21 protein-coding genes are annotated in these 22,632 nt (G+C 67.4%); 11 read left to right on the top strand and 10 right to left on the bottom strand.

Going from position 1 to position 22,632, the window contains the following annotated elements; translation table 11 throughout:
• The first annotated feature begins 548 nt into the window (after positions 1 to 548).
• A complete protein-coding gene (locus HEB94_RS04145; protein ID WP_192748707.1) occupies positions 549 to 932 on the top strand; it encodes a hypothetical protein in 384 nt (127 codons plus the stop codon).
• A 12-nt stretch (positions 933 to 944) separates the two neighbouring features.
• On the opposite strand, the gene HEB94_RS53310 is transcribed toward HEB94_RS04145, so the two are convergent.
• Positions 945 to 1,574, bottom strand: coding sequence for a TetR family transcriptional regulator C-terminal domain-containing protein (locus tag HEB94_RS53310; RefSeq protein WP_192748708.1), 630 nt, complete (start codon positions 1,572 to 1,574; stop codon positions 945 to 947).
• 366 nt (positions 1,575 to 1,940) lie between these two features.
• Between HEB94_RS53310 and HEB94_RS04155 the strand changes: the two genes are divergently transcribed.
• Positions 1,941 to 2,306 carry a cupin domain-containing protein gene (locus HEB94_RS04155; protein WP_238361414.1) on the top strand — a complete coding sequence of 122 codons (366 nt, stop codon included), beginning with the start codon at positions 1,941 to 1,943 and terminating at the stop codon, positions 2,304 to 2,306.
• Positions 2,307 to 2,452: 146 nt separating this feature from the next.
• Here the strand turns inward: HEB94_RS04155 and HEB94_RS04160 are convergent, their stop codons facing one another.
• Entirely contained in the window at positions 2,453 to 3,025 is a 573-nt protein-coding gene (locus HEB94_RS04160; RefSeq protein ID WP_192748709.1) for a GNAT family N-acetyltransferase, read from the bottom strand.
• Positions 3,026 to 3,516: 491 nt separating this feature from the next.
• On the opposite strand from HEB94_RS04160, the gene HEB94_RS04165 reads away from it, so the two are divergent.
• From HEB94_RS04165 to HEB94_RS04175, 3 genes are all read left to right on the top strand, one after another.
• On the top strand, positions 3,517 to 4,362 hold the full coding sequence (locus HEB94_RS04165) for an NADP-dependent oxidoreductase (protein ID WP_192748710.1): 846 nt from the start codon (positions 3,517 to 3,519) through the stop codon (positions 4,360 to 4,362).
• 64 nt (positions 4,363 to 4,426) lie between these two features.
• Positions 4,427 to 5,344 carry an NADP-dependent oxidoreductase gene (locus tag HEB94_RS04170; RefSeq protein WP_192748711.1) on the top strand — a complete coding sequence of 306 codons (918 nt, stop codon included), beginning with the start codon at positions 4,427 to 4,429 and terminating at the stop codon, positions 5,342 to 5,344.
• A 68-nt stretch (positions 5,345 to 5,412) separates the two neighbouring features.
• Positions 5,413 to 5,814, top strand: coding sequence for a YybH family protein (locus HEB94_RS04175; RefSeq protein ID WP_192748712.1), 402 nt, complete (start codon positions 5,413 to 5,415; stop codon positions 5,812 to 5,814).
• Positions 5,815 to 6,144: 330 nt separating this feature from the next.
• On the opposite strand, the gene efeB is transcribed toward HEB94_RS04175, so the two are convergent.
• The 7 genes from efeB to HEB94_RS04210 all read right to left on the bottom strand — a co-directional run bounded on the left by efeB (position 6,145) and on the right by HEB94_RS04210 (position 15,013).
• On the bottom strand, positions 6,145 to 7,413 hold the full coding sequence (gene efeB, locus HEB94_RS04180) for an iron uptake transporter deferrochelatase/peroxidase subunit (protein WP_192748713.1): 1,269 nt from the start codon (positions 7,411 to 7,413) through the stop codon (positions 6,145 to 6,147).
• A complete protein-coding gene (locus HEB94_RS04185; protein WP_192748714.1) occupies positions 7,410 to 8,417 on the bottom strand; it encodes an EfeM/EfeO family lipoprotein in 1,008 nt (335 codons plus the stop codon). The genes efeB and HEB94_RS04185 overlap by 4 nt, the downstream gene beginning before the upstream one ends.
• 472 nt (positions 8,418 to 8,889) lie before the next feature.
• The gene (locus HEB94_RS04190) at positions 8,890 to 11,019 is read right to left on the bottom strand and encodes an alkaline phosphatase family protein (protein WP_192748715.1); all 2,130 of its coding nucleotides are present in this window, start codon (positions 11,017 to 11,019) and stop codon (positions 8,890 to 8,892) included.
• Between the two features lie 313 nt (positions 11,020 to 11,332).
• Positions 11,333 to 12,160, bottom strand: a complete 828-nt coding sequence (phnE, locus tag HEB94_RS04195) for a phosphonate ABC transporter, permease protein PhnE (RefSeq protein ID WP_192748716.1) — start codon at positions 12,158 to 12,160, stop codon at positions 11,333 to 11,335.
• Positions 12,157 to 12,927 (bottom strand): phosphonate ABC transporter ATP-binding protein, encoded by a 771-nt coding sequence (locus tag HEB94_RS04200; RefSeq protein ID WP_337917459.1) that lies wholly within the window; start codon positions 12,925 to 12,927, stop codon positions 12,157 to 12,159. The genes phnE and HEB94_RS04200 overlap by 4 nt, the downstream gene beginning before the upstream one ends.
• Positions 12,924 to 13,886, bottom strand: a complete 963-nt coding sequence (locus HEB94_RS04205) for a phosphate/phosphite/phosphonate ABC transporter substrate-binding protein (RefSeq protein ID WP_192748717.1) — start codon at positions 13,884 to 13,886, stop codon at positions 12,924 to 12,926. Before HEB94_RS04205 ends, HEB94_RS04200 begins: the two co-directional genes overlap by 4 nt.
• A 29-nt stretch (positions 13,887 to 13,915) precedes the next feature.
• A complete protein-coding gene (locus HEB94_RS04210) occupies positions 13,916 to 15,013 on the bottom strand; it encodes a TIGR03364 family FAD-dependent oxidoreductase (protein WP_337917460.1) in 1,098 nt (365 codons plus the stop codon).
• A gap of 237 nt (positions 15,014 to 15,250) precedes the next feature.
• On the opposite strand from HEB94_RS04210, the gene HEB94_RS04215 reads away from it, so the two are divergent.
• The 3 genes from HEB94_RS04215 (at position 15,251) to HEB94_RS04225 (ending at position 18,583) form a co-directional block, all read left to right on the top strand.
• Entirely contained in the window at positions 15,251 to 16,009 is a 759-nt protein-coding gene (locus tag HEB94_RS04215; protein WP_192748719.1) for a GntR family transcriptional regulator, read from the top strand.
• On the top strand, positions 16,006 to 16,710 hold the full coding sequence (locus HEB94_RS04220) for a phosphonatase-like hydrolase (RefSeq protein WP_192748720.1): 705 nt from the start codon (positions 16,006 to 16,008) through the stop codon (positions 16,708 to 16,710). The genes HEB94_RS04215 and HEB94_RS04220 overlap by 4 nt, the downstream gene beginning before the upstream one ends.
• Before the next feature lie 457 nt (positions 16,711 to 17,167).
• The gene (locus tag HEB94_RS04225) at positions 17,168 to 18,583 is read left to right on the top strand and encodes an IS1380 family transposase (protein ID WP_192748721.1); all 1,416 of its coding nucleotides are present in this window, start codon (positions 17,168 to 17,170) and stop codon (positions 18,581 to 18,583) included.
• Between the two features lie 808 nt (positions 18,584 to 19,391).
• Here HEB94_RS04225 and HEB94_RS04230 read toward each other — a convergent pair.
• Complete coding sequence (locus HEB94_RS04230) at positions 19,392 to 19,886, bottom strand: transposase (protein WP_192748722.1); 495 nt, start codon at positions 19,884 to 19,886, stop codon at positions 19,392 to 19,394.
• 574 nt (positions 19,887 to 20,460) lie between these two features.
• Between HEB94_RS04230 and HEB94_RS04235 the strand changes: the two genes are divergently transcribed.
• The 3 genes from HEB94_RS04235 to HEB94_RS04245 all read left to right on the top strand — a co-directional run bounded on the left by HEB94_RS04235 (position 20,461) and on the right by HEB94_RS04245 (position 22,612).
• The gene (locus tag HEB94_RS04235; RefSeq protein WP_192748723.1) at positions 20,461 to 20,760 is read left to right on the top strand and encodes a hypothetical protein; all 300 of its coding nucleotides are present in this window, start codon (positions 20,461 to 20,463) and stop codon (positions 20,758 to 20,760) included.
• A gap of 868 nt (positions 20,761 to 21,628) precedes the next feature.
• The gene (locus HEB94_RS04240) at positions 21,629 to 21,748 is read left to right on the top strand and encodes a mycothiol transferase (protein ID WP_337917461.1); all 120 of its coding nucleotides are present in this window, start codon (positions 21,629 to 21,631) and stop codon (positions 21,746 to 21,748) included.
• 408 nt (positions 21,749 to 22,156) lie between these two features.
• A complete protein-coding gene (locus HEB94_RS04245; protein WP_192748724.1) occupies positions 22,157 to 22,612 on the top strand; it encodes a hypothetical protein in 456 nt (151 codons plus the stop codon).
• Positions 22,613 to 22,632: the final 20 nt, after the last annotated feature.

Consider the following 22,632-nt stretch of genomic DNA (forward strand, 5'->3'; position numbering starts at 1 on the left):
ATCCAGGGGTGTCGTCGCCATGGCGTACCCGCTCGCGGCGGTCTGTCCTCATCGATCGGCATGGTTTCTCCTCGCGCGGCGCTCGTCACGTCGAACCTAGCCCGTTCCGGGCGCGCCAAGCCTCCAACGTACATGGACTATTTGGTCCACATCAATCAGGGGCACCCGATAACGAGGTCCTCGCTCACAAGCGCCATCAGCGGGTCGCAGGACACAACCTGACGTGAGCGTGTCGACGCGCCAACCGCGCACGTAGGCCACGCCCGAGGAGTTGAAGCACCCAGGGCGTTGGACTGCAACATCCGATAACCGGCCGCGACCGCGTTGAGAACATGGCGCAACTGGGCCGCTTGGCGCCATCTTCTCGCCCACCGGGCGACTGGAGTCGCCACCCTACTGGACTGTACCGTCCAAGTTGGTCAGAGAACCAGCAGACATGGAGATCACCAATGGGCTCTACAGACCACTACAGTCAGGGTTCATCGATGGACCGCGATGCATGCTTGCGCGCACGGGCCGTTGCCGACTCGCCCAGCAATGCCTCGGCCTTGGGAGGGTCGCTACTGCGCAGCCTGGACTCACTCGAGGACCTGGCCCGCTGGCGCGATGAGGTCATCAACCTGCACCGGCAAGCGATCCTCGGCATCTCCACGGTGCCCGATGTCGCCAGCTGCGCGTGCAACGGCACCGGGTCGCGAGTGACGTGTCCCGTCGCGGCCTCCACACTGGAGGCGTTGTTGGCAGCCGGCATCGCCCGAATGCGGGAGAACGGCGAACTGGCGGTCGACGCAGATCCGGCCAGACTGGCGATGGGCTTGACAGCCGCGTTGCGGGGCGGATCGCTGCTGGCGAAGACAACCCGTGACATCGCTCAGCTGGAAGCTGCGCTCGACCTGGCGCTGAGCTGTCTTCGCTCCCATTCCGCCGGGTGAGCACTGCACCTATCAGGCCAGGAGAAACATCCTGACATGATCGAGTGCCATGTCGAGCGCAATCTCCATGGGTGTGACGTCATGAGCGGCCTGGGCCAACAGGTAGCCCCCTTGCAGCGCTGCCATCAGCCCGATCGCGAGCTTCCGAGGGTCGGCGTCGGCAGCGAGTGTCCCGGCATCCTGCATGCGACGCAGGCCGGCCTCGATGAGTTTCTCCCACTCGTCGAAGGTCTCGGCCAGGGCCATGCGGGCGACCACGTCCTGGTCGGAGACCTCTCCGGCGATCGAGCCGAGGACGCAGCCGTATGCGCCCTTTTGCAGTGAGTTGCGCTGGACGAGTGCGTCCCTCCACCGAACCAGACCATTGAACGATCTGAGGCGTTGTAGCGCAGCATGCTCGCGCTCCATGATCTCTTTTGCGCGGAGGAGGACCACGGCGCGGACCAGCTGCTCCTTGTCGGCGAAGTGGTTGTAGAGCTGAGATTTGCTCGTGCCGCTCGCGGCGCGGACCTCGTCCAGCGTGGTCGAGCTGACGCCCTTCACGTACATGAGCTCGGCCGCGGCCTCGATGATGCGCCGCCTCGTCGCCGCACCGCGAGGTGTCCGTCTCGACTCCTCTTCGGCGCTCTCCGACCTGGTCACGAAGGCAAGGCTACCGGCCTAGATGATCGGGGCCGGTCCACCAATCCTCCGCGAGCTCGCCCGCCTCCGGCCGCTGAGGCTGGCGGGGGCGAAGGCGGCTCGCGGATGCTGCACCGACAGCAGCGACACGGCCTTCTCCAGGTAATCTCTTCCTTCCCCCGTAAGGCGTTCCCGAGGCGGGAGCGCAACGGGATTGCCCGTGACGAAATGTCGTCCCAGGGTGGGTCACCTCAGCGTAAACACTGTTGTGCGCCGACCCTGCGGACCGGGGCCGCTCCGGCGAAACCGAGTGCCCGGTGGCGGGCTGCGCGGAGCTAGCCTTGTCGTATGCCTGTTGTTGAAACGAACATGACGCAGAAGGACCTGTTGGAGGTCGAGCCGCCGTTCATCCCGCAGGGTGCGTTCGCGATGGTCCGACGCCTCGACCTGCCGCCGGGGGACCCCGGCATCGCTCCGCACCGTCACTCCGGCCCCGTCTTCGGCTTCATGCTCGAAGGGGAGATGCTGTTCGAGCTCGAAGGTGAGGCTCCTTATCCGATCAAGGCCGGAGAGGCATTCTGGGAACCAGGCGGCGATGTCATCCACTACACCATCTCGAACCTGCTCGCGGACAGCTGGAGCCGGCTTGTCGTCGTGATGCTGTGCGCCCCCGGCGTTGCAATGATCACTTTCGTCGACGACGAGGAGCTCGCGGCGAAGGAAAGCGCACGGATTCCCAGGCAGAGGGCCTGAGCGCTTAGCTACGGACAGCCAGCACCCGTCCAGGGACAGATGTCAGGGACGGACCGGACGGCCAACCCGAGCGTGCGCACGTGGTCGAGGGCCGCGGAGGAGAAGACCCCTCGCCCTGACCTTTCAGCGAGAGGCGGCCTCGCCCGTCATTCCGCCGCCCGTCCCGGGTCCTGGCCAGGCAGTGGTTTATCCAGATCCGCGGCCCACAAGCGATACACATGGAGCCGCAGGTCGTAGTACTTGTCCGTCTCACCAACCCACTCCATCCCGATCCGCCTGGCCATGGCGGCGGCCCGTGTGTTCGTGGGCCGCGCTACCGCGAATACCTCATCCACACCATCGTGCGCGAAGGCATGGTGAGCGACCCGGTGCCCTGCCTCGATGGCCAAGCCTTGCCCCCACACATCCGGCGCCAACTGCACACCGATCTCCAGGTCCTCCCCACCCGGCGGGAGATACTGCAGCGACACTCCGCCGACGACCCGGGCGTCTGTGGAGAGCTCGACCGCCCACCGCCCGGCCGGCGCCGGCGAACGCGCTTCGTCCAGATTCCAGCGCTGGAGTAGCAGCCTCATCGCGCTCACATCCGGCACGCGCTCCAACGCGGGAGTCAACCATCGGGCGACCTCGTTGTCACCGAATATCCGCAGCGCCGCCTCGGCGTCGCCCAGCCGCCAGGGCCGCAGCGTGAGCCTGTCTGTCTTCAGCACGTCAGTCACCGCAGGTCGCCTCCACCGAACCCGTACCGTTCCGCGACCACAATGGCACAGCGGTCAGCGGCCAGGCCGGCCGGGTTAGTTGGACCTGAAGGTCCAAGTTGCTAGAGTGACGGTGCGGCACGCCTACTGCCGTCAGACCTGCCGGTGAGGTGCGGCCGCTCCACAGAATCCCCCAGGCTGTCCCTGCGCGGAGCCGATCCAGGCGGAACTATCGACACCAGAGCGCCCCAGTTGACAACAGCCCACACCGAGACCCCCTAGTGGACCGTAAAGTCCAGTTGCACTCCCGGGGCGCATCCATGAGGTTCGGCCTCTTAGCTGGGAGAAACTCGGTCGTGGCAGCCCCTCTGGTGATGCGCTCACGATGGGGCTATCGACAACCAGAACGGTCTGCGCGTCCGCCTTGGCCTAAAACACCGAGGTCTGGTGCCACTAACACTGGCGAACCGAAAGTGCCGTGCAGGCGAGGACTGGGTAAGGGGAGGCGCCCGATGAAGGCGATTGTGGTGAAGGATGAGGCTGCGGGAACGGCCGGGATGACGCTCGTGGAGACCGCTGAGCCGCCGGCCGCGATCAACGACGTCGTCGTTCAGGTTCATGCCTCAGGATTCGTCCCGACTGAGCTGGAGTGGCCCTCGACCTGGACCGATCGCGCCGACCACGACCGAACACCGACGATCCCCGGGCACGAGATGGCCGGAGTGGTCACCACCCTCGGCTACGGCGCGACCGGTCTGTCGGTGGGACAGCGGGTGTTCGGCCTCACGGACTGGCATCGCGACGGAACGATGGCGGAGTATGTGGCCGTCGAGGCACGCAACCTCGCGCCGCTGCCGGGCGACGTCGACTTCACCGTGGGCGCGAGCCTGCCAATCTCGGGCCTGACCGCGTGGCAAGGGCTGTTCGAGCACGGCCGTCTTCAGGCGGGGCAGAGTGTCCTCGCGCACGGCGCGGCCGGCGCAGTCGGGGCGATGGTGATCCAACTCGCACGCGAGGCTGGCGCCTACGTCATCGCTACCGGACGCACCGCCGACCGTCACAAGACGTTCGACTTCGGGGCGCAGGAGTTCGTCGACCTCGACAACGACACCCTGGCAGACGTCGGCGCCGTCGACCTGGTCTTCGATGTCATCGACGGCGACATCCGGAAGCGGTCCGCAGGCCTGGACTTCGTCGTCGAGTCCGATCGCGCCCAGTTGGGTGAGATCGTGCAGCGGGTGCGGGACGGACGACTGCGGACGAACATCGGCGGCATCGCAGCCCTCGACGATGCTGCCGCGGCCCTCAACCCGGCCGAGCGGATCAGCGGGCAGACGATCATCCACGTTCGTTCGTGAGTGACACGCGCCCATCGATGCAACCTTTCCATCAGGGAGACAAATGACCGAGGAGACAATTCTTATGAAGGCGATTGTGGTGACGGACGAGGCTGCGGGGACGGCCGGGATGACGCTCACGGAGCGGCCTGAGCCGCCGGCAGCGATCAACGACGTCGTCGTTCGGGTTCACGCGTCGGGCTTCGTCCCGACTGAACTGGAGTGGCCCTCGACCTGGACCGATCGCGCCGGCCGTGACAAGTCTCCGTCGATCCCCGGGCACGAGCTGGCCGGAGTGGTCACCGCCCTCGGCTACGGCACGACCGGCCTGTCGGTGGGACAGCGGGTGTTCGGCCTCACCGACTGGCACCGCGACGGCACCCTGGCCGAATACGTGGCCGTCGAGGCACGCAACCTCGCCCCGCTGCCGGGCGACGTCGACTTCACCGTCGGCGCGAGCCTGCCAATCTCGGGCCTGACCGCATGGCAAGGACTGTTCGACCACGGCCACCTCCAGGCCGGGCAGAGTGTCCTCGCCCACGGTGCCGCCGGCGCGGTCGGGACGATGGTGACCCAACTCGCGCGCGAGGCCGGCGCCTACGTCATCGGCACCGGTCGCACCGTCGACCGTCAGAAGGCGTTCGACTTCGGCGCGCAGGAGTTCGTCGACCTCGACAACGACGCCCTGGAAGACATCGGGGCCGTCGACCTGGTCTTCGACGTCATCGGCGGCGACATCCAGAAGCGCTCCGCGGGCCTGATCCGCGCCGGAGGAACACTGGTGACCGTCGTCGGGCCACCCGAGGCGTGGCCCACCAACGGCCGGGCGATCGACTTCGTCGTCGAGGCCGATCGCACCCAACTGGGTGAGATCGTCCACCGAGTGCGAGACGGACGACTGCGCACCAACATCGGCAACATCGCAAGCCTCGACGACGCCGTCGCCGCCCTCAACCCGACCGAGCGGACCAGCGGGAAGACAATCATCCGCATTCGTCCCTGACCACTCGAGAACACGATCGTCGCGCGGCCAGCTGAGAGTTCGACAACCAACACGAAAAGGAGACCGCAATGTCCGATTCCTATGCACTCCCCAACAAACCCGAAGACGTCATCCCGTCGCTGATCGAGCGATTCAACTCCGGCAAGGTCGACGCGATGATGACCTTGTACGAGGGGGCCGTGCTCATCGCGGACGACGGGGGAACCGTCACTGATCGCGCTGAGATCGCTGCCGCACTCGAGCGCGACCTCAGCCTCGGCCTGCCGCTGGAGGCCAACGCGCGCCATGTCTTCGTTGCCGACGACATCGCGCAGATCGTGGTGGACTGGTCGATCGACGGCACGGGTCCCGATGGCAAGCACGTGCGTGTCGAAGGCACGGCAAGCGATGTCGCGCGCCGCGGCGCCGATGGCCTCTGGCGGTACCTGATCGACAATCGCCTTGGGACGGCGGTGCGTAAGCCTGCCTGACACGGGTGCGCCGCGGAAGCTGGCGGCCGGTCCAGCGGGCGGGATTGCGCCGACGGCAGCTAGGCATCGACACCCAGGCCGGCGCACCGTGCCTGGACCCGGTGGTTGGCGGAAGTCGCTCGCTCTGTTGGCTCATCGCGAAGTCGTACCTGGCGGGGTCGCGTGGTCGCGACGGACCCGCTCGGCCTTGGTCAGCGGCCGGCCTGGCGCTCGGCGCGCGTCCTGGTAGGCGAACCACAGTTGCCCCGTGACAGTTCGCCCTCGCGGAGGTCTGCCGGTGCGAGGTCCTTCTCGAGCAGTCGTTCCACGAGGTCCAGGTCGTAGATTCCGTTATCCGTACGAGCTCAACATGCCTCGTCCGAGCCAGTCGTTATCGTCGCGTGCGCCTGGCAGGGCGAAGAAGTAGCCGCCGCCGAACGGTGAGATGTAGTCGACGAGAGGCTCGTCGATGAGGCGCTTCTGAACCGTCACGAATTGCCGGTCAAGGTCCTGATTGAAGCAGGCGAAGATCAGCCCCATGTCGAGCTGGCCGTTGGGGTCGGTCCCGGCGCTGTAGTTGAACGAGCGCCGCAGCAACCTCTGGTCGTCGACGGTTCCGTCATGCGGGTTGGCGAGCCGGATGTGTGCGGTGACCGGAACAACATCGCCGTATGGGTCGTGCCGATAGTCGGGTAGATCGAACTCCTTGCTTCCGGTGAGCGGTGTGCCACTGTCGCGGTCGCGCCCGATCATGCGCTGCTGCTCCAGGACCGAGACTCGGTCCCAGAACTCCACGAACATCCGGATCAGCCGTACGACGTGGTAGGAGCCACCCTCGACCCATGCGGGCTCGTCACCGCCGCCCTTCGTCCACACAATCTGGTCGATGACCTCGGGGCTGTCGAGGACCTCCTTGTTTGCGGTTCCGTCCTTGAACCCCAGCAGGTTGCGTGGTGTGCCTGCCGGACGAGGGGGGCTGGTGAAACCCTCCTTCCGCCAGCGCACCTGCAGGTCGGCGCGCGTCGCGCGCATCAGGATGCGCAGCGCGTGCAGGACAGTGTCGTGATTGTTCGCGCAGATCTGGAGGATCAGATCCCCGTCACAGAAGCTCCGGTCGAGGACGTCGTTGGGGAACTCGTCCATTGGTCGCAGTCGGGCGGGCTTGGCTGACTTGAGCCCGAAGCGCTCGTCGAAAAGGCTGGATCCGACGCTCACCGTCACGGTGAGCCCGTCCGGGGCTATGTCCGGTCCGAGCACACCGTTCTCGTAGGAGGTGGACACCATGCCGTCGTAGGGCACCCCACGTCCGGTCATGAGGTAGCGGATCGTCGAGGTGAGGGTCTTCAGCATCTGCTGCAGTCGCGCGCGATCGGGCGAGGTCACCGTGAACGCCACGAACGCCGACGCACGCTGCGCAAGCTCCAGAATGCCGGACTGGTGCTTCCCCTCGAAGGGGTACGCCGCCGGCGGGGTCACAGGCACGCCGCCGTCGGCGGCCGCGGGGTTGGTGGTGAGGACCGTGACTGCGGCAACGGCGCCTGCCGACCCTGCGACGGCGGCACCGATGAAGCCCCGCCGAGTGACCCGGTCGCTCGGTTCTGGCGTCGGACGCCGGGTCATCGGGTGCCGTTCCGGGGCTCGGTGATGACGGCGACGTGGGACAGCAGCTCGACGGTTTGCTGAACGTCGGCGTTGAGCTCAGCCCGTTGGCCGATGGTGAGTGACGACAAGGGGATCCATCCGTCTCGGTGGTGGTAGCTCTGTACCAGCTGCTGTGTCTTCTTCAGCCACTGCTGGGTCTCGGCCAGGTAGGGGTCCTGCTTCTCCAGCAACGGCAGCAGCGGGTCTAAGGCGTGCCGTGTGCCGGTGAGGTTGGCGTTGACTGTGGCGAGTTCGGAGTGGCTTCCGGCGTCGCCGACACCGTTGAGGTCACTGCCGAGGGTGTCCTCGAGGATTTCGTGGGCGCGGATACCGATGTCGAGCGGTGTGATCGCGTTCGGCTTGATCAGCTCGGTTGCCAGCCGGCCCACCGCGGCGACGAGGGCATCGCCGTGCGGCGCGATCGCCTTCGCTGGCTTGCCCGCCCACAGCATCGCTTCGATCTTTCGGAAGCCTTCGAATTTCACAACCGCCGCCGGGTCGCCCGGCGGGTCGGCGTTGATGGCGTCGTCCAGGTCGCCGAAGGCGCGGTATGCGGCGCCGAGCGTCTCGTAGGTGAGGTGCGCGGTGAGCCAGTCGCGTTTCGCGGCCGCGACGTTGCCAGCGTGGAGGTCGGCCTGGAGCTGCTTCACCTGGCGGCTGAGGGTCGGCAACTGGCTCTGCACCCACGCGACGTACCGATTGATCGGAATGCGGAGGTCCAGCGGCGTCACTGGCGTCACGCCGTGCACCCTCTCGGGGAGCTCGTCGCCGGTGACGGTGACCGGCTTGCTGAACTTGATGGTGTAGGAGGTGATGCACACCCAGCGGTAGGAGGCCGGTGGCAGCGTCGCGGTGACCCGCCGGGTTGCGCCGCCGCCGAAGTTCTCCACCTCGAGGTAGATCTGCTCGGTCTTCACGTCCTGGAGGTAGACCTCCATGTCGTCGCCCTCGTCGTTGTAGACGACGAAGGTGTACGTGCCCATGGGGCCTCCGGCCCAGGCGTCGATGCACGTGGGCGAGCCGGCGTCGAGCGGGATATCCGCTGCTGTGGCCGCGGCTGTGGATGTGGCTGTGGATGTGGCTGTGGCGGTCGGAGGTGTCGCGGTCGGAGACGCTGCGACCGGATCGACCCGCGAACGGGTGTGGATCACTGCGGCTGCCACGGTGACCGCGGCGATTATCACGACCGCTGTCGCGATCCACCCTCGCCGACCCGTGCGCCTACGACCTGCCGCCAGTGTCTTCGGGTCACTCGCATCTTGCATCAGATCGTCCCTTCCGATCACCGCGATGACGCCCCGGCTGGCAAGGCGCCCGAACGTCACCCGGCCAAGGCTCAGGGCCGGCGTCTGAGCCGCGCGGCGGCAGCAGACCGCTGACCACAGCGACGCGCACCGCGTCGCGCCGGTCTGGCACGACGCGGTGGGCCGTCGAATAGTTGGAGACGGTGAGGGCTCAGGCCTGGGCCAGACGGCCGGCGTAGCGCTGGGTCCAGCCGGTTCCGGGGTCTGCGATGAGGATGACGTCGTAGTAGCCCTCTTTGGTCGGCCAGTTGACGACCTTCGAGGTGCCGCCGGCCACGAGGATGTCCAACTTGTCACCGAGGAAGTCGTTCCCGGTCAGCTTGAAGCGCACCGGGCGAGTCCCATCGCTGTGCAGGGTGAACTTCACCTTGCTGGAGGCGCCCCGACCCGTGATCAGGTCGACCTCGACGCGCGGGATGTAAGTGTCGTGCTCGCCCGCTGGGACGATCTGGCCGGCGAACGACCGGACGAACCGGTCCGGGCCGTAGATCGAAAAGGCGTACTTGCCGTCGGTCTGGGTCGCGTCCCAGGTGTAGTGGCGGGCTCCCTTGTTGCTGACCGTGTACGGGGCGCCGTACAGCTCCTGCGGCAGGTACTTGTCGGCGAACACCAGCATGCTGACGGCCTTGCCGTCGGGGCCGCCCTGAAGGCTCATCGACGCTGCGACAGATCCGGCCGTCCGGTCCTCGAGCAGAACAGCGTTGGCCTGGAAGGAAAGCGGGCGCACCTTGAGCGCGCCGTGGTTGGGCTGGACCGGCATGACCTGCTGCCCGACCGGCGGCTGCGGCACGGCCGGCAGCTTGGTGTCAGCGACGACGACGGCGGCGAGGCCGGCTGGCGCGGGCAGCTTCGGGAAGGAGTTGTCGAACCTGCTGAAGTCGATCGCCGACAACATGTCGCCGGAGACGCTGCGACGCCAGGCGCTGATGTGCTGGCAGATCGCCGGCTTGCCCATGAACGTGGTCCACTGCTCGATCAGCTTGATTGTCGAGGTGTGGTCGAACACCTCCGAGTTGACCCAACCGCCGCGCGTCCACGGCGAGACCATGACCAGCGGGACCCGGCCGCCGAAGCCCGGGGACAGGCCGGGCGCACCCTCGCCCGGGGTGCCGTCCTCAGGGACGGCCGGCAGGACGTGGTCGAAGAAGCCGCCCTGCCCGATCCGGTTGGCGCCGTTGGGCTCGTCGTAGTTGAGGATGATCAGCGTCGAGTCCCACAGTTCCGGGTTGTCGTGCACCGCCTTGATCACGCGGTCGACGTAGATGGCGCCGTAGTTCGGGGCGCTGTTCGGGTGCTCGCTCCAGGCGGAGGAGGAGGTGATCCAGGACACCTGGGGCAGCGTCCCCGCGGCGCAGTCGGCGATGAAGTCCTTCAGGACGTAGTCGATGTTGGAGGGGTCGTTGGCCACTCCGGCCGGCGGCTGCGTGTGCGTCTGCAGCACGTTGGCGCGGGCCAACAGACCCTCACCGGGCTTGGAGTTCTCCGGGGTCGCGTTCGCTGGGTTGTACGCTGCGAAGTCGCGCAGCAGGTTGTCCTCGAAGTCGCCGAGGAACCGGGTGGAGATGTCGTTGTTCAGGTACATCTGCCAGGTGATGCCGGCCCGCTGCAGCACCTCTGGGTAGGTCTCCCACTTGAACAGGAACTGCCCGTTCTGGCTGTTGTTGATCCGCGGGCCACCGCCCAGGGTGCCCTGCGGGTCGTTGGTGCCGGTCCAGAGCATGATCCGGTTCGGGTCGGTGCTGGTGTTCAGTGAGCAGTAGTAGTGGTCGCAGACCGTGTAAGCCTTGGCCAGCGCGTGCTGCCAGGGAATGTCCTGCTCCTTGAAGTAGAACATCCGGCTGCTGGTGTTCTGCGCGTTGTACTTCTTGGTGTCCGCGTGGTAAGGCAGCAGGTAGCCCTCCGCTCGGCTGGACGGCTCGTAGAAGTTCGTCTGGCCGTTCTGCCACACCAGTGCCTGCTTGTCGCCGAAGCCGCGGACGCCTGGCAGGTCGAGGGTGCCGAAGTAGTGGTCGAAGGAGCGGTTTTCCTGCATGACGATGACGATGTGCTTCAGGTCGGCCATCGTCCCGGTCCGGCCCTTCGGTGCGGCCTCGGCGGCCTGCTCCGGCTGGCCGATGGTCAGTCCTGTCGCTGCCGCGGCTACGGCGCCGGCCGTCAGGCCCGCGGCCTGCAGAACCCGGCGACGGGACAGCCTCCTGTTATCGGTCACCTCCGCTGCGGCGGCGCCGTCGCTGCTGTTCGACGCGTTCTGGGCGGGGGTTCCCAATTCTTTGTCAGACATGCGTTCACCCTGTCGGTCGTAGGGGTAAAGCCTTCGCAGTCAACTGCGCCGGCTGTGCGGGTTGTAAGCAAGGAAACGTGAACGTAGAAGGAAATCCCGGGCCCGATCAATTCCGGCCGAGTGGGCCGATTGGAGGTCCCTTTCTTCGGCGTCACCTCAAATCACGTACATAATCAGCCGAGCCGGTCCCTTAGCCTCCGTTCGCTGCGTTTACCCGCGGACAGATGGGGCTCCGGCGGTGTTACGGCAGGGCGGGGACTACTTCTCCATTTAGTCGGTGAACCGTGTACCTGGCCGTGCAACACTGACTGGTTCAGGGCCGCGCGAGCCGGTGGCGTACGACACCGCTGAGGAGGTCTACGGCGATGATGAAGACGAGCACCATCAAGATGTAGGTGAGCATCTCGTCGAACCGGAAGAGCGAGATCGACTGGTTGATGGAGAACCCGATGCCTCCGGCGCCGACCAGGCCGAGCACCAGCGAGGACCGCACATTCACGTCGAAGCGATAGAGCAGCAACCCGACGAACTGCGGCACCACACTGGGCAACACCACGTGCGCAGCGATCTGACTACCGCTGGCGCCCGCCGTGCGCAGAGGTTCCACCGCGCCCGGGTCGACCTCCTCCATCGTCTCCGACCACAGTTTGGCCATCACACCGGTGTTGTGGCAGATGATCGCCAGTACGCCGGCGAAAGGGCCGAGGCCGACGGCGGTGACGAAGATCAGCGCGAACACGATGTCGGGTACGGCGCGGAAGAACGACATGACTGCCCGGGCCAGCTGATAGACGAGGGGAGCGCGGGTCGTCGTACGGGCGCCCAGGAAGGCGAGCAGCAGCGAGAACGGGATCGAGAACGTCGTGCCGAGCAGCCCGATCGCCAGCGTGACCACACAGCCCTGCAGACCCTGCTCGACCACAGACCTGCTCAGATCGGGTGGTACGGCGTCGCCGATGAACTCGGCCATGCCGTGCAACCCGCGTGCCAGCTGGTCGAGCGCGAATTCGGTCTCGATCCACGCGACGACGTGGGCGGCCACGATGGGCACGGCGATGACCAGCCCGGCCACCACGGCGACGAGCCGGCGCCGGTTCGGCGGGACGGGAAGCCGGGAAGTCCGTGGCCTGACGTCGGTCACGACGCTTCCTCGGCGCGTTGATCCGGCTCGTAGAGTCTGTCCACCTCGGCCTGGGCGAGCGCGGTCGGCGAGGCGGTGAAGACGACCCTGCCCCGCAGCAGCCCGACGATCCGGTCGGAGTACCGGCGAGCAAGCGCCGGCTGGTGGAGCACGGCGGCAACGGCCATCCCGTCGTCGGCCAACGAGCGCAGGAGCGCCATCACCTGGTCGGCGGCAGCGGGGTCGAGCGCGGAGACCGGCTCATCGGCGAGCAGGACCTGCGCGCGTTGACACAGCGCGCGGGCGATCGCGACGCGCTGCTGCTGTCCACCGGAGAGCCGGCCGGCCCGCTCGTGTGGGCGTTCGGCGAGACCGACCCGGTCCAGGCAGGCCATGGCTTCCTCGCGCACCTCACGCGGAAACAGCCAGGTCGACAAGGAGCGGGTGTACGGCATCCGCGCCACCGCGCCCGCGCACACGTTGTCCAACACGCTGCGCCGAGCCACCACATGGATCTTTTGGAACACCATCGCCACCTGTGGCACCGGCCGCCCGGGTTCCACCTGGCTGCCAGCGACCTCGACCCTCCCGCGTGTGGGAGGCACCAGCCCGACGACGCAGCGAAGCGCCGTGGACTTGCCGGACCCGTTCGCCCCGAGCACGCTGACGAGCTCGCCGGCCCGCAGGTCGAGGTCGAGTCCGGACAGCACCGGCGTCCCGTCGTACTCCTTGACGAGCCCGGTGGCCGACAGCAGCACCCGAGGGGCCGTGAGGGTCGTGCCGCTCACAGGTCGTCCTGGGTCAGGCCGAGCGTGTGGGCGAGTTCGACCACCGGCTGGTAGGTGCTGTCGTCGACCTCCACCATGGGGCTCTTGCCCTTCGCCGGGGTGAAGTCGAGGTACTCACCGATCGGTGCGACCTGCTCTGGCTCCAGGTTGAGCAAGGCTTCCTTGACGGCGGTCTGGAACTCCTTACTCGTGTGCGGCGACACGGTGATCGGGTCGTTGGCGATCGGCGCTGACTTCCAGATCTGGGTGTACTCGTCAGGTTTGAAAGTGCCCTCGGCGGTCGCCGACGCGAGGGTCTGGGAGTTGATCTCGGCGGCGTCGACCTTGCCCTTGGTAAGCGCGAGGAGTGCCTCGGCGTGGCCGCCGGCATAGTTGGCGGTGACCTTCTTCTCGATTCCGGCGTCGACCAGCGCCTTGCGCGGCACCGCGTCGCCGGAGGTCGAGCCCGGCTCCGCCAGCGCCAGGGTGTGACCGGCAAGGTCGGCGAGCTCGGCGATGTCGGAGTCCTTCGGTACCCAGATGCCCCCGGTGTAGGAGGAGAGCTTGCCGTCCTCGCCGGCGAAGGAGACCAGCGGGATCGCGCCCGCCTGCTCCTTGGCGAAGACGAAGCCCAGTGGACCGAACTGGCCGATCTCCAGCTTGTCGTTCTTCATCGCGAGGATCTCAGCGGGGTAGGTGTCGGCGACGGTGACCTTGACCGGGCAGTCGAGCTTCTCCTCCAACGCGGCGCCGAGCTTCTCATAGATCGGGATTAGCTTCGCCGGGTCCTCGAAGGGCTCGACACCGAACCGGATCTGGCCGTTTGGGCAGGTGGCGCTCTCGGCGGTGTCGGCGGCCGAGGTCTCACCGCCGCAGGCTGCCAGGGTGAGGGACAGCGCACCGACGCCGACGAGCGCGGCGATCGTGCGGCCGTTGAGGCCGTTGAGGCCGTTGAGGCCGTTGAGGCCGTTGGCGAACATGACAGTCTCCTTCGCAAGGGCGGGATGAATCAGAGAAGTCCGTCAAGAACGACCGGCGCCAACCCGAAAGCCGTCGTCATGCCGATCCCGGAGGTGACCGACACGACCCTGACGCCCGGGTATGGCGCCGCCACCAGGAAGTCGGTCGCCGGCGCGTCGGCGTACACGCCCACCCAACGCCGACGGACGGTCAGCGGGGCGCCGAGCAGCCGGCCCCCTTCCCGCAGCACCAGCCCGGTGATGTCCTCGTCGTCGAAGGGCAGGTGGGTGCGGGCGTAGTGGTGGGTGTCGCCGAGGACGATGGAGCCGTCCGGACGCTGGGTGAGCATCAGGTTCATCGCGACGTCGACCAGCTCGGGTGCCGACTCCTCGAAATCGCGGCGGACGGCAGCCGCCGACGGCGTCGCCGCCAGGCCGCCGTAGCGGAGCATCGACAACCCCGAGAGCACGGCAGGGTCGATCCGTACGTCCGAAGGCGGTGCGACCTCGAGCATGCGCAACCGGCAGCGGCGAAGGCCGTACTCCTGCGCGATGCCGGGGAAGAGCCGGTCGGCGTCGTGGCCGACCGCGTGGACGATCCGCTCTGCGCGCAGTTCCCCACGGGAGCTGAGCAGCAGGCCGTCCTCGACCGTGCCGACGTGTGTGCCCCACCGGATCTCGACGCCTTCGCCCACCAGCCAGGCGGCTAGGGCAGGCAGCGCGGAGCGGGGATCGACGCGCAGGTCCAGCGGAAGGTGCGCCCCACCCACGACCTCGGCACTCACGCCGTCGGCGCATGCGGGCGGGAACAACCGCGCGAGGCCGGGCCGGTCCAGCAGCCGAACCTGGTCGACACCGCGAGCCGCGGCGAACTCCTCCAGCACGCCCATCTGGGCCGCGCTGCGGGCGACAACCACGGTGCCAGCCTCGGCGACCAAGAACCCGCCACTGGTTCCCAACCGCAGCCAACGTTCCCGGGCCACCCTGGCGTACTCCAGCGCGGCGCCGTCCTGGACGGTGGTGGCGATGTGGCCGAAGTTGCGGATCGACGCGCCGACGGCCCGGTCGTCGCGTTCGAGGACACAGACTCGCAATCCGCGGGCGACCGCCTCGGCGGCGTGCGCGAGCCCGACAATGCCCGCACCCACGACCGCCAGGTCAAATGAGTTCGCGAGGGGAGAAGTGGACGGCATGACCGCCACACTGGCCACCCCCTGGCGCGGTGGTCAACCATCGAGACGTCTTGTATGAACAAGTTTACCGGGCGTTTTCTCGCCCTCCCCCAACACATAGGGCTGTTGGTGCGGCATTCACCCGAGGTCGCCTGGAGCATGTCAAGGTTAGTTGTACAGTCAGCTCCGGGGTCCGCGATGGAGGAGAAGCAGATGGCCGCACCGCTCCACGCCCGAGTCGCTGTGGAGTTGCGGGAGCAGATCCAACGTGGAGAACTCCCGCCCGGCACTCCCCTGCCGTCCGAGGCACGGCTGTCCGAGCGTTTCGCCGCCTCACGCGGAACCATCCGCAGCGCACTCGCCGCGCTACGGCGCGAGGGCCTGATCGGCGGTGGCCAGGGCCGCCCGCCGGTGGTACGCGACACAGCTGTCGGGCAACCGTTCGAGACACTGCTGTCGTTCACCGCCTGGGCGGAGCAGATCGGGAAGGTGCCCGGCCAACGCACCATCGAGGTCGCCCGTCGCGGCGCCTCCACCGCCGCCTCGGAGGTGCTACGCCTCCAGGAGGGCACCCCCGTGGTCGAGGTACTCCGGCTGCGGCTGCTCGACGGCGAACCAGTCATGCTCGAACGGGCCAACTTCGTCCTGGAGGTCGGCCGGCTACTGTTCGATTTCGACCCGGACACCGGCTCCATCTACGCCCACCTCGCCGGTCAGGGAGTGGATCTGCACTCCGCACAGCACACCATGGACGCGGTTGCTGCCGACGAGACCGACGCCGAACTGCTCGGTATCAAGATGGGTGCGCCGCTGCTGCGCGAGCGACGCCGCGCCACCTCCGCCGACGGGGTGCCGCTGGAGTACAGCGACGACCGCTACCGCCCGGACCGGGTCACGTTCACCATCGACAACGCCCGCCCCGCCTCGTCTGGCATCACCCACGATCTGCGGATCCTGAAAGAGACCTCATGACTCCCGCGCCCATCCCAACAGGGTTCGACCTCGCCGCGCTCGACATGGCCGGCACCACCATCGACGAGCGAGGCCTCGTCTACCAGGTCCTCGAAGCCACCGTCGCCGACACCGTGGGCGCGCCAGTACCTGCCGACCTCCTGCAACGCTGGAAAGGCACCTCGAAACGAGAGGCGATTACCGGCCTGCTGACCGGCCTGGGAGCCGATGCCGACCAACCCGCCACTGACGCGGTGTTCGCCGCGTTCACCGAACGACTCCTCGCGACCTACCGCGAGAACCCGCCGACGCCGTTCCCCGGTGCGGTGGAGATGTTGGCGACGTTGCGCGCCGCCGCGGTGAAGGTCGCCCTGCAAACCGGGTACTCCGCCGAGATCGCCGGGGCGATCCTTGCCGGCCTGGACTGGGCGGTGGGCAGCGGCCCCTCCTCCGTCGTCGACGCGATCGTCACCTCCGACCAGGTGCCCGCAAGCCGGCCGGCGCCCTACCTCGTCTTCCGGTGCATGGAGGCAACCGCCGTCAACGACGTCCGACGAGTCCTGGTCGCCGGAGACACCCCCAACGACCTCCGCGCCGGTCACAATGCCGGCGCGGGCCTCGTCGTAGGCGTCGGCACCGGCTCGTTTACCCTCGACCAGCTCGCCGCCGAGCCACACACCCACCTGCTCGCCTCGACCGCGGATCTGCCGGCACTCTTGTGAGCCCGGACCGCCGTCCGGCGAGAGGCAACGGCGTCGCCTACCGACTTCTCGCAGTCGCGGCATCGCACGACGAATTTGTCACCAGCACTCAGTGCCATGAGTAACCCCACCACCTCACGCGATCGAGACTCGAGCGCCGCCCAGTTCCACCCGGCCGACGTGGACGCCGCCGGCGATCGGCCAATGCGCAGCCAGTCGGCCTCCGTCAAGTTCGACTCCCGCAGGTGCGGCAGGTCCACATTGCACTCGGCGGCGACCAAGCGCTCCGACATCCCTAGCGAGACGAACAAGGCGCCCTTGCCCGCGTGAGCTGCGGCCCGAGCCAGGTCGGCCCCTTAGCCTCAATCCGTGGACCGGGTGAGTGGGCCTCGGCGCGGTAGCAGGGAAAGTGCCTTCTGGATCGGGAGAATCTGGAGTGTCTAGGTCCTGATCCAACCCGATCCAAAAGGCACTGATAGTGAAACTACCGTACGGGTGGTCGCGAGCCACGCCGGTCTTCGATGAGCAGAACCTGGTGTCGTGCGCGGGGCTGGTGCCGGTGATGGCGTTGGCGGAGCGGGCGGGCCTGTCGGAGCTGGTGGGCGAACGGGTCGCGATCACGGAGACGACGGTGGCTTCGGCGGCGGCCAACCCGGCGGGCAAGGTGACCTCGATCATCGCGGGGATGGCCGCGGGTGCGGACTGTATCGATGATCTGGATGTGATCAGGTCTGGTGGGATGCGCCGGCTGTTTGGTGGGGTGTATGCGCCGGCGACGTTGGGTCAGTTTCTGCGGGAGTTCACCCATGGCCACACCCAGCAGTTGGCCTCAGTGGCGCGGGCCCATCTGGTCAACCTTGTCCAGGCCAGCGGGTTGTTGCCGGGTATCGAGGATCGGGTGTTCATCGATATCGACTCGTTGTTGCGCCCGGTGTATGGGCACGCCAAGCAGGGCGGGAGTTTCGGGCACACCAAGATCGCGGGCCGGCAGGTGTTGCGCCGGGGCCTGTCGCCGCTGGCGACCACGATCAGCACGATCCAGGGGGCGCCGGTGGTGGCCGGGATCCGGCTGCGCGCCGGACGGGCCGGCTCCGGCAAGGGCGCGGCGAGCATGGCAAAGGAGGCGATCGCCACCGCCCGCGCCGCCGGCGCCAGCGGGCAGATCCTGGTGAGGGGCGATTCGGCGTATGGCAACCACGCCGTGGTCGCCGCGTGCCTGAAAGCCGGGGTCCGGTTCTCCGTCGTGCTCACCAAGAACCCGGCGGTCACCGCCGCGATCGCCTCCATCGCCGAAGACGCCTGGACACCGGTGCACTACCCCGGTGCTGTCGTCGATGACGATACCGGTGAGTTGATTTCGGATGCTGAGGTCGCGGAGGTGGAGTTCACCGCGTTCACCTCCACCAAGCACCCGGTCACCGCCCGACTGGTCGTGCGCAGGGTCCGTGACCGCGCCCGCGACCAGGCCGGCGAGGAGGAGCTGTTCCCGGTATGGCGTCATCACCCGTTCTTCACCAACAACACCGAACCGACCGCGCAGGCTGACATCACCCACCGCCGGCACGCAATCATCGAAACCGTGTTCGCCGACCTGATCGACGGACCACTCGCACACCTACCCTCAGGCCGGTTCGCCGCCAACAGCGCCTGGGCGATCTGCGCCGCCATCTGCCACAACCTGCTCCGCGCCGCCGGCACCCTCACCAGCCCCCGCCACGCCGCCGCCCGCGGCGCCACGCTGCGCCGTCAGATCGTCACCGTCCCCGCCAGGATCGCCCGCCCTCAGCGTCGGCCCGTCCTGCACCTGCCCGAGCACTGGCCCTGGGCGGAACAGTGGAACACCCTCTGGCACAACGTGTTCCGCCCCGCGACCGGCCCACCACGCGTCGCCTGAAACTAGCCACCCGCCGCCAAGGCCCGACCGGAGACCCAAAGGAAAGCTGGGCAGACCAGCAGCCCCGCCTTGCCCACCCACCACCAACCGCGACCCACCCACAACCAAAACCATCAACCCAGCGAGTCCACGGATTGAGGCTTAGGCGGCGCGGACCTGGTTGCACCTGCTTGTGGGGTGCGCGGGGCACAATGGGCGTGTGGATGGTGACTGGGACGCTGTTTCGCGCGGTAGGCCATGGGCGCCGCGCTGGGGCTTTGACGCTCACCCGGTTCCCCCTGGCGGCCGCTGCTACAGCTCCTACCTGTTCCTAGCGGTGCCTGCGCCACCCGGAACCACGCCGGCTGTCACGGCGGAAGAGGCGATCGAGACGACCGGCACTTACATGCCGCATTGGCTTGCGTCCGGGCCCCCGGAGGTCGAGCTGATGATCGAGAACGGCGACTTTGTGAACCCCGACCCGGGTGGGATGCTGGTTGATCGGCTGGTCTGGGTGCTGACGTGGCGAGACGTCCAAGGGGGGAGCGCGATCGTGGACGAAGACTTCGCTCGCCATTGGATGTTCGTCGGGACTGCCGTCGTCGACGCAACGACCGGACAGTTCATCTCGGTAAGCAGACCACCGATCCACGGCCGGAGTAGGCCGCCAGAATGCTCGATGCCACGACCGAAGCTCTGCAGACCGCCGGTTCAGAGATCGTCGACGGACACGAGGAGATGCCCGAGCAGGTCATCTACGACATCGGCGTACGGCCTCCCAGGCCCGGTGCGCGTCTCGGACTTGCCATCACCCATGTCCCACACGACCTCATGACCTTCGACCGTCCGGAGCCTTGTCCTGCTGGGTCAACCGCAGCACCTCAGCAACCACGCCCGCCGGCAACGACGACTTACGACCGCGGCCCTTGGCGATCACTCCCACACCCTCTGGACCGGTCCCGCCAAACCGCCGACGCCACCTAAAACGGCGAGCGACCTCCTCATTGGCGACCACCTTCGGCAGCACAGCAACGCCTTCGCCTGAACCCACCGTTCGCAGGATCTCATTCGCCCGCCGCAGCTCACGATTCTCCCGCTCCAACTCCGCGATCCGGCTCGCGACCTCGCTGCTGCTGCCCGGCCGGACCCCGCCGTCGATCTCGGCCTGGCGCACCCATCCACGCAACGTCTCCCGGTGCATCCCCAACTGCTCCGCGATCCGAGCGATCGCACCCGCCCGACTCGCCGGGTCCTTACGCGCCTCCACCGCCATCCGGGTGGCCCGCTCACGCAGCTCGTCGCCGTACTTCCTCGGTGCCGCCATGACTCTCATCCTCCATGGATTGAGAGCCTCCACCAGACCCGGGGCGCTTCACCTATCAGGAGATCGAGCGCGCCTGTGTCCAACTCGCGGACGTGATGAGCATGCGCGACCGTGCCGCACACCATGCGAAGAACTGGACGGCGTCGCCGCACCGGCCGTGAATCAGGCAGCGAGTCCGGTCGGCCGTCGCGGCTGGGCGCGACAAGAGGGCCGCCAGAAGACTGGCGACGCTCATCAATGTCCCGCTCCGCAGGACCAGTTGCGTGGCTGGTGCCGGGCCGGAGGCTTTAGCCACCTCGCTTGGTCCGGGACCCTACGAGCGGCGGCCCACGGCGGGCGGTTACGGGCGGGCAGCCAGCTGCCCGCCTACGCCGGAAGAGGCTACGGGCCGCCACTCTCCCGGAGGACACCGGCCAAACCCTCCGACCCTTCCAAGCTCACACGGGTCGGGCTCGTCCCGCTGGATTACGTCGTGGTGACTAGTGCGTGACTAACGGTGCCCGTGGTCGTTGGGACAGGTAACGGCGCGCGGGCTCTCTGGGCGCGATCCAAAACGAAGCGAGAGGGGAAGCGAGTGACTAGGGACGAAGAGACACTCCGAGCGGCACGAGCTCGGATCGCAGCGACGCTGGAGGAGACGCGACGCCAGATCGCGCAGCCCGACGAGGAGCACGCGGGGCGCGTACTCGCCGATCTCTGGACGACGCTCGCCGCACACGGGGCGACCGACGACATGCTCCGCAGCGTCGTCAACCTCCCGGCACTCGCGATCTCGACCATCGACGTGCTAGCCCGCCGGGAGCGCGCACTCGCAGCACTCGGCGGCAAGTTGTCCGCCGCTGAACTCCTCGCCAGTCCAGGCCGGGCCACCTGAAGGAAGGAAGCACGACAGATCCCGCTCAGCAGAAGCCCGACCAGGCGCCCACGGCCGGACCGCGTATGGCCCGCAAACGCCGACTCGTCCAACGCCAATTGGAACGCCGGCCCTGGGCGCGATGGCTGCCACCCTTCGGCCAATGCCAGTTCGATCGCCGACGCGACTGTACGTGGAAGCACGACGCCAGCCGACATGTGGAGCCAGTTGCTTGGGTGCGCGCAGGGTAAAGATGCGACCAGGAGCGCACCCGCGTGCTCGGCCTGCTCGACCACGAAGGTCAGTGGATCCCCGAGTCCCTGGTCGTATGTCGGCCCGCCACGCACCTTCCAGCGATAGGCGATCCCACCGATCACGATCTGCCGGGATCTCTTCCTTGCCAGCGCCACGCCGAGACACTACGCCACGGCCATGACGCCACCGGTGACGCCAACCAACCTGCCCGAGCACGACCGCGAAGACACCGATCAAGATCATCACGAGCGTGATCCCGTACCCCGAGCCCGCCTGCCCAGACCTGAAAAGCAAGGTCGGCGGTTCGACCCCGCCCCTGCCCACCGCATTCCTGCAGGTCAGCAGCTTGCAGAGTCTTGAGCCGACAGGCGTCGGGTCCGGAACAATTGAGACCACCAGGGCTGAAACCTGAGACCATGGTGGCGTCATACCTGGTCAGCGGCCTTTCATCGGGTGTGCGCTGCCCGCGACGATGTGCCTGACTTGTACTGGACCGAGACTGACTGACAACGACGCCGACTTCAAGGGCATCGAGCAGCGACGCCGAGGCCGACCTGGACACCTACCGGCGCGAGATCGTCGCGACGCGCAAGGCCGTGGCTGACAAAGGCCTCGATGATGTCGTGCCGTTTCGGTGGGCGGCGCCGATCGCGACATCCGGTGGATCTACATGCACATGATTGAGGAGTATGCGCGCCACAACGGCCACGCCGATCTGATCCGCGAAAGCATCGACGGCGTGACCGGCGACTAGATCCGCCCGGCCCTGGCCGCCACGCCAGCCGTCGCCTGACCGGCTGCCGGGGCGGATGCGCCCGCAAGCCTGACCGCCGCGATGATCTGTCACCATGCCGCGGCCGAGGCATACCTGAAGATCGCGAACGCCTCTGGACAAGCGGATCGGGACCATCCAGCGCTGGCCGAGCAGCCGGGCCCAGCCTCGACCCTTTCGCCTGGTGTATCGGCGCGCAACGCACGGAAGCCCCCGTCCAGCACGACGTTGCCGCGCCTACCGAGCTTTGAAGATGGTGCCGAAGGAAGCGCGGGCTGAGTGCGTCGTCAAAGGTGCGTACCGGGATCGTCTCGGGGTGATTCCCGATGTGGGTGACTGTTGGGCAGACAAGGATTGGTCCGAGCACAGGCTGCCAACCGGAGGTGTCAGGTGAGGGATTCTCGCGGCGGTGTCCTACCCAGCCTCGGCACTCTCGCCAGGACCTGGCCGTGGATCACCTCGGTCATCGCGGCAGCGGTCGTCAACGCAATAGTCGGCACGGCGCGACACTTCGACTACCGCGGGATCGAAGGATTCAGCACGACGAACTACGGCTGGCTCGCCTTCACACTCGTTGGTGGGCTGGTGTTCGCCTGGCGACTGGCTCGACGCCCGTCATGGCTGGGAGCACTTGTCCGACCAGTCATCGCGGCAGCCGTCTCCTACGCCTTGTGCTTCGTCGCCGTCACGACCACGGGCCTGATCTTCCTGCCGGACCAAAGCCTGGCGGAGACACTGACCACGGACGCGCCAGGCCGCTCACTACCGGTCGCCGTGCTGGTTCTCGTGTTCGGCTGCCTTGCCGAACTGATCCGGCCCGCACTGGCCCGAGCGCTACACCGCTGATTCGGCACAGACTGAGTGTG

The organism is Actinopolymorpha pittospori, assembly GCF_014873875.1.
Lineage (GTDB): Bacteria > Actinomycetota > Actinomycetes > Propionibacteriales > Actinopolymorphaceae > Actinopolymorpha > Actinopolymorpha pittospori.

What these genes read in the sequence shown, in the direction of transcription:
- efeB (WP_192748713.1), bottom strand. Translation starts at nt 7,413, where the DNA reads ATGACCCGGCGTCCGACGCCAGAACCGAGCGACCGGGTCACTCGGCGG.
- HEB94_RS04170 (WP_192748711.1), top strand. Translation starts at nt 4,427, where the DNA reads ATGAAGGCGATTGTGGTGACGGACGAGGCTGCGGGGACGGCCGGGATG.
- HEB94_RS04175 (WP_192748712.1), top strand. Translation starts at nt 5,413, where the DNA reads ATGTCCGATTCCTATGCACTCCCCAACAAACCCGAAGACGTCATCCCG.
- HEB94_RS04220 (WP_192748720.1), top strand. Translation starts at nt 16,006, where the DNA reads ATGACTCCCGCGCCCATCCCAACAGGGTTCGACCTCGCCGCGCTCGAC.
- HEB94_RS04165 (WP_192748710.1), top strand. Translation starts at nt 3,517, where the DNA reads ATGAAGGCGATTGTGGTGAAGGATGAGGCTGCGGGAACGGCCGGGATG.
- HEB94_RS04185 (WP_192748714.1), bottom strand. Translation starts at nt 8,417, where the DNA reads ATGGGCACGTACACCTTCGTCGTCTACAACGACGAGGGCGACGACATG.
- HEB94_RS04190 (WP_192748715.1), bottom strand. Translation starts at nt 11,019, where the DNA reads ATGTCTGACAAAGAATTGGGAACCCCCGCCCAGAACGCGTCGAACAGC.
- HEB94_RS04205 (WP_192748717.1), bottom strand. Translation starts at nt 13,886, where the DNA reads ATGTTCGCCAACGGCCTCAACGGCCTCAACGGCCTCAACGGCCTCAAC.
- HEB94_RS04215 (WP_192748719.1), top strand. Translation starts at nt 15,251, where the DNA reads ATGGCCGCACCGCTCCACGCCCGAGTCGCTGTGGAGTTGCGGGAGCAG.
- HEB94_RS04230 (WP_192748722.1), bottom strand. Translation starts at nt 19,886, where the DNA reads ATGGCGGCACCGAGGAAGTACGGCGACGAGCTGCGTGAGCGGGCCACC.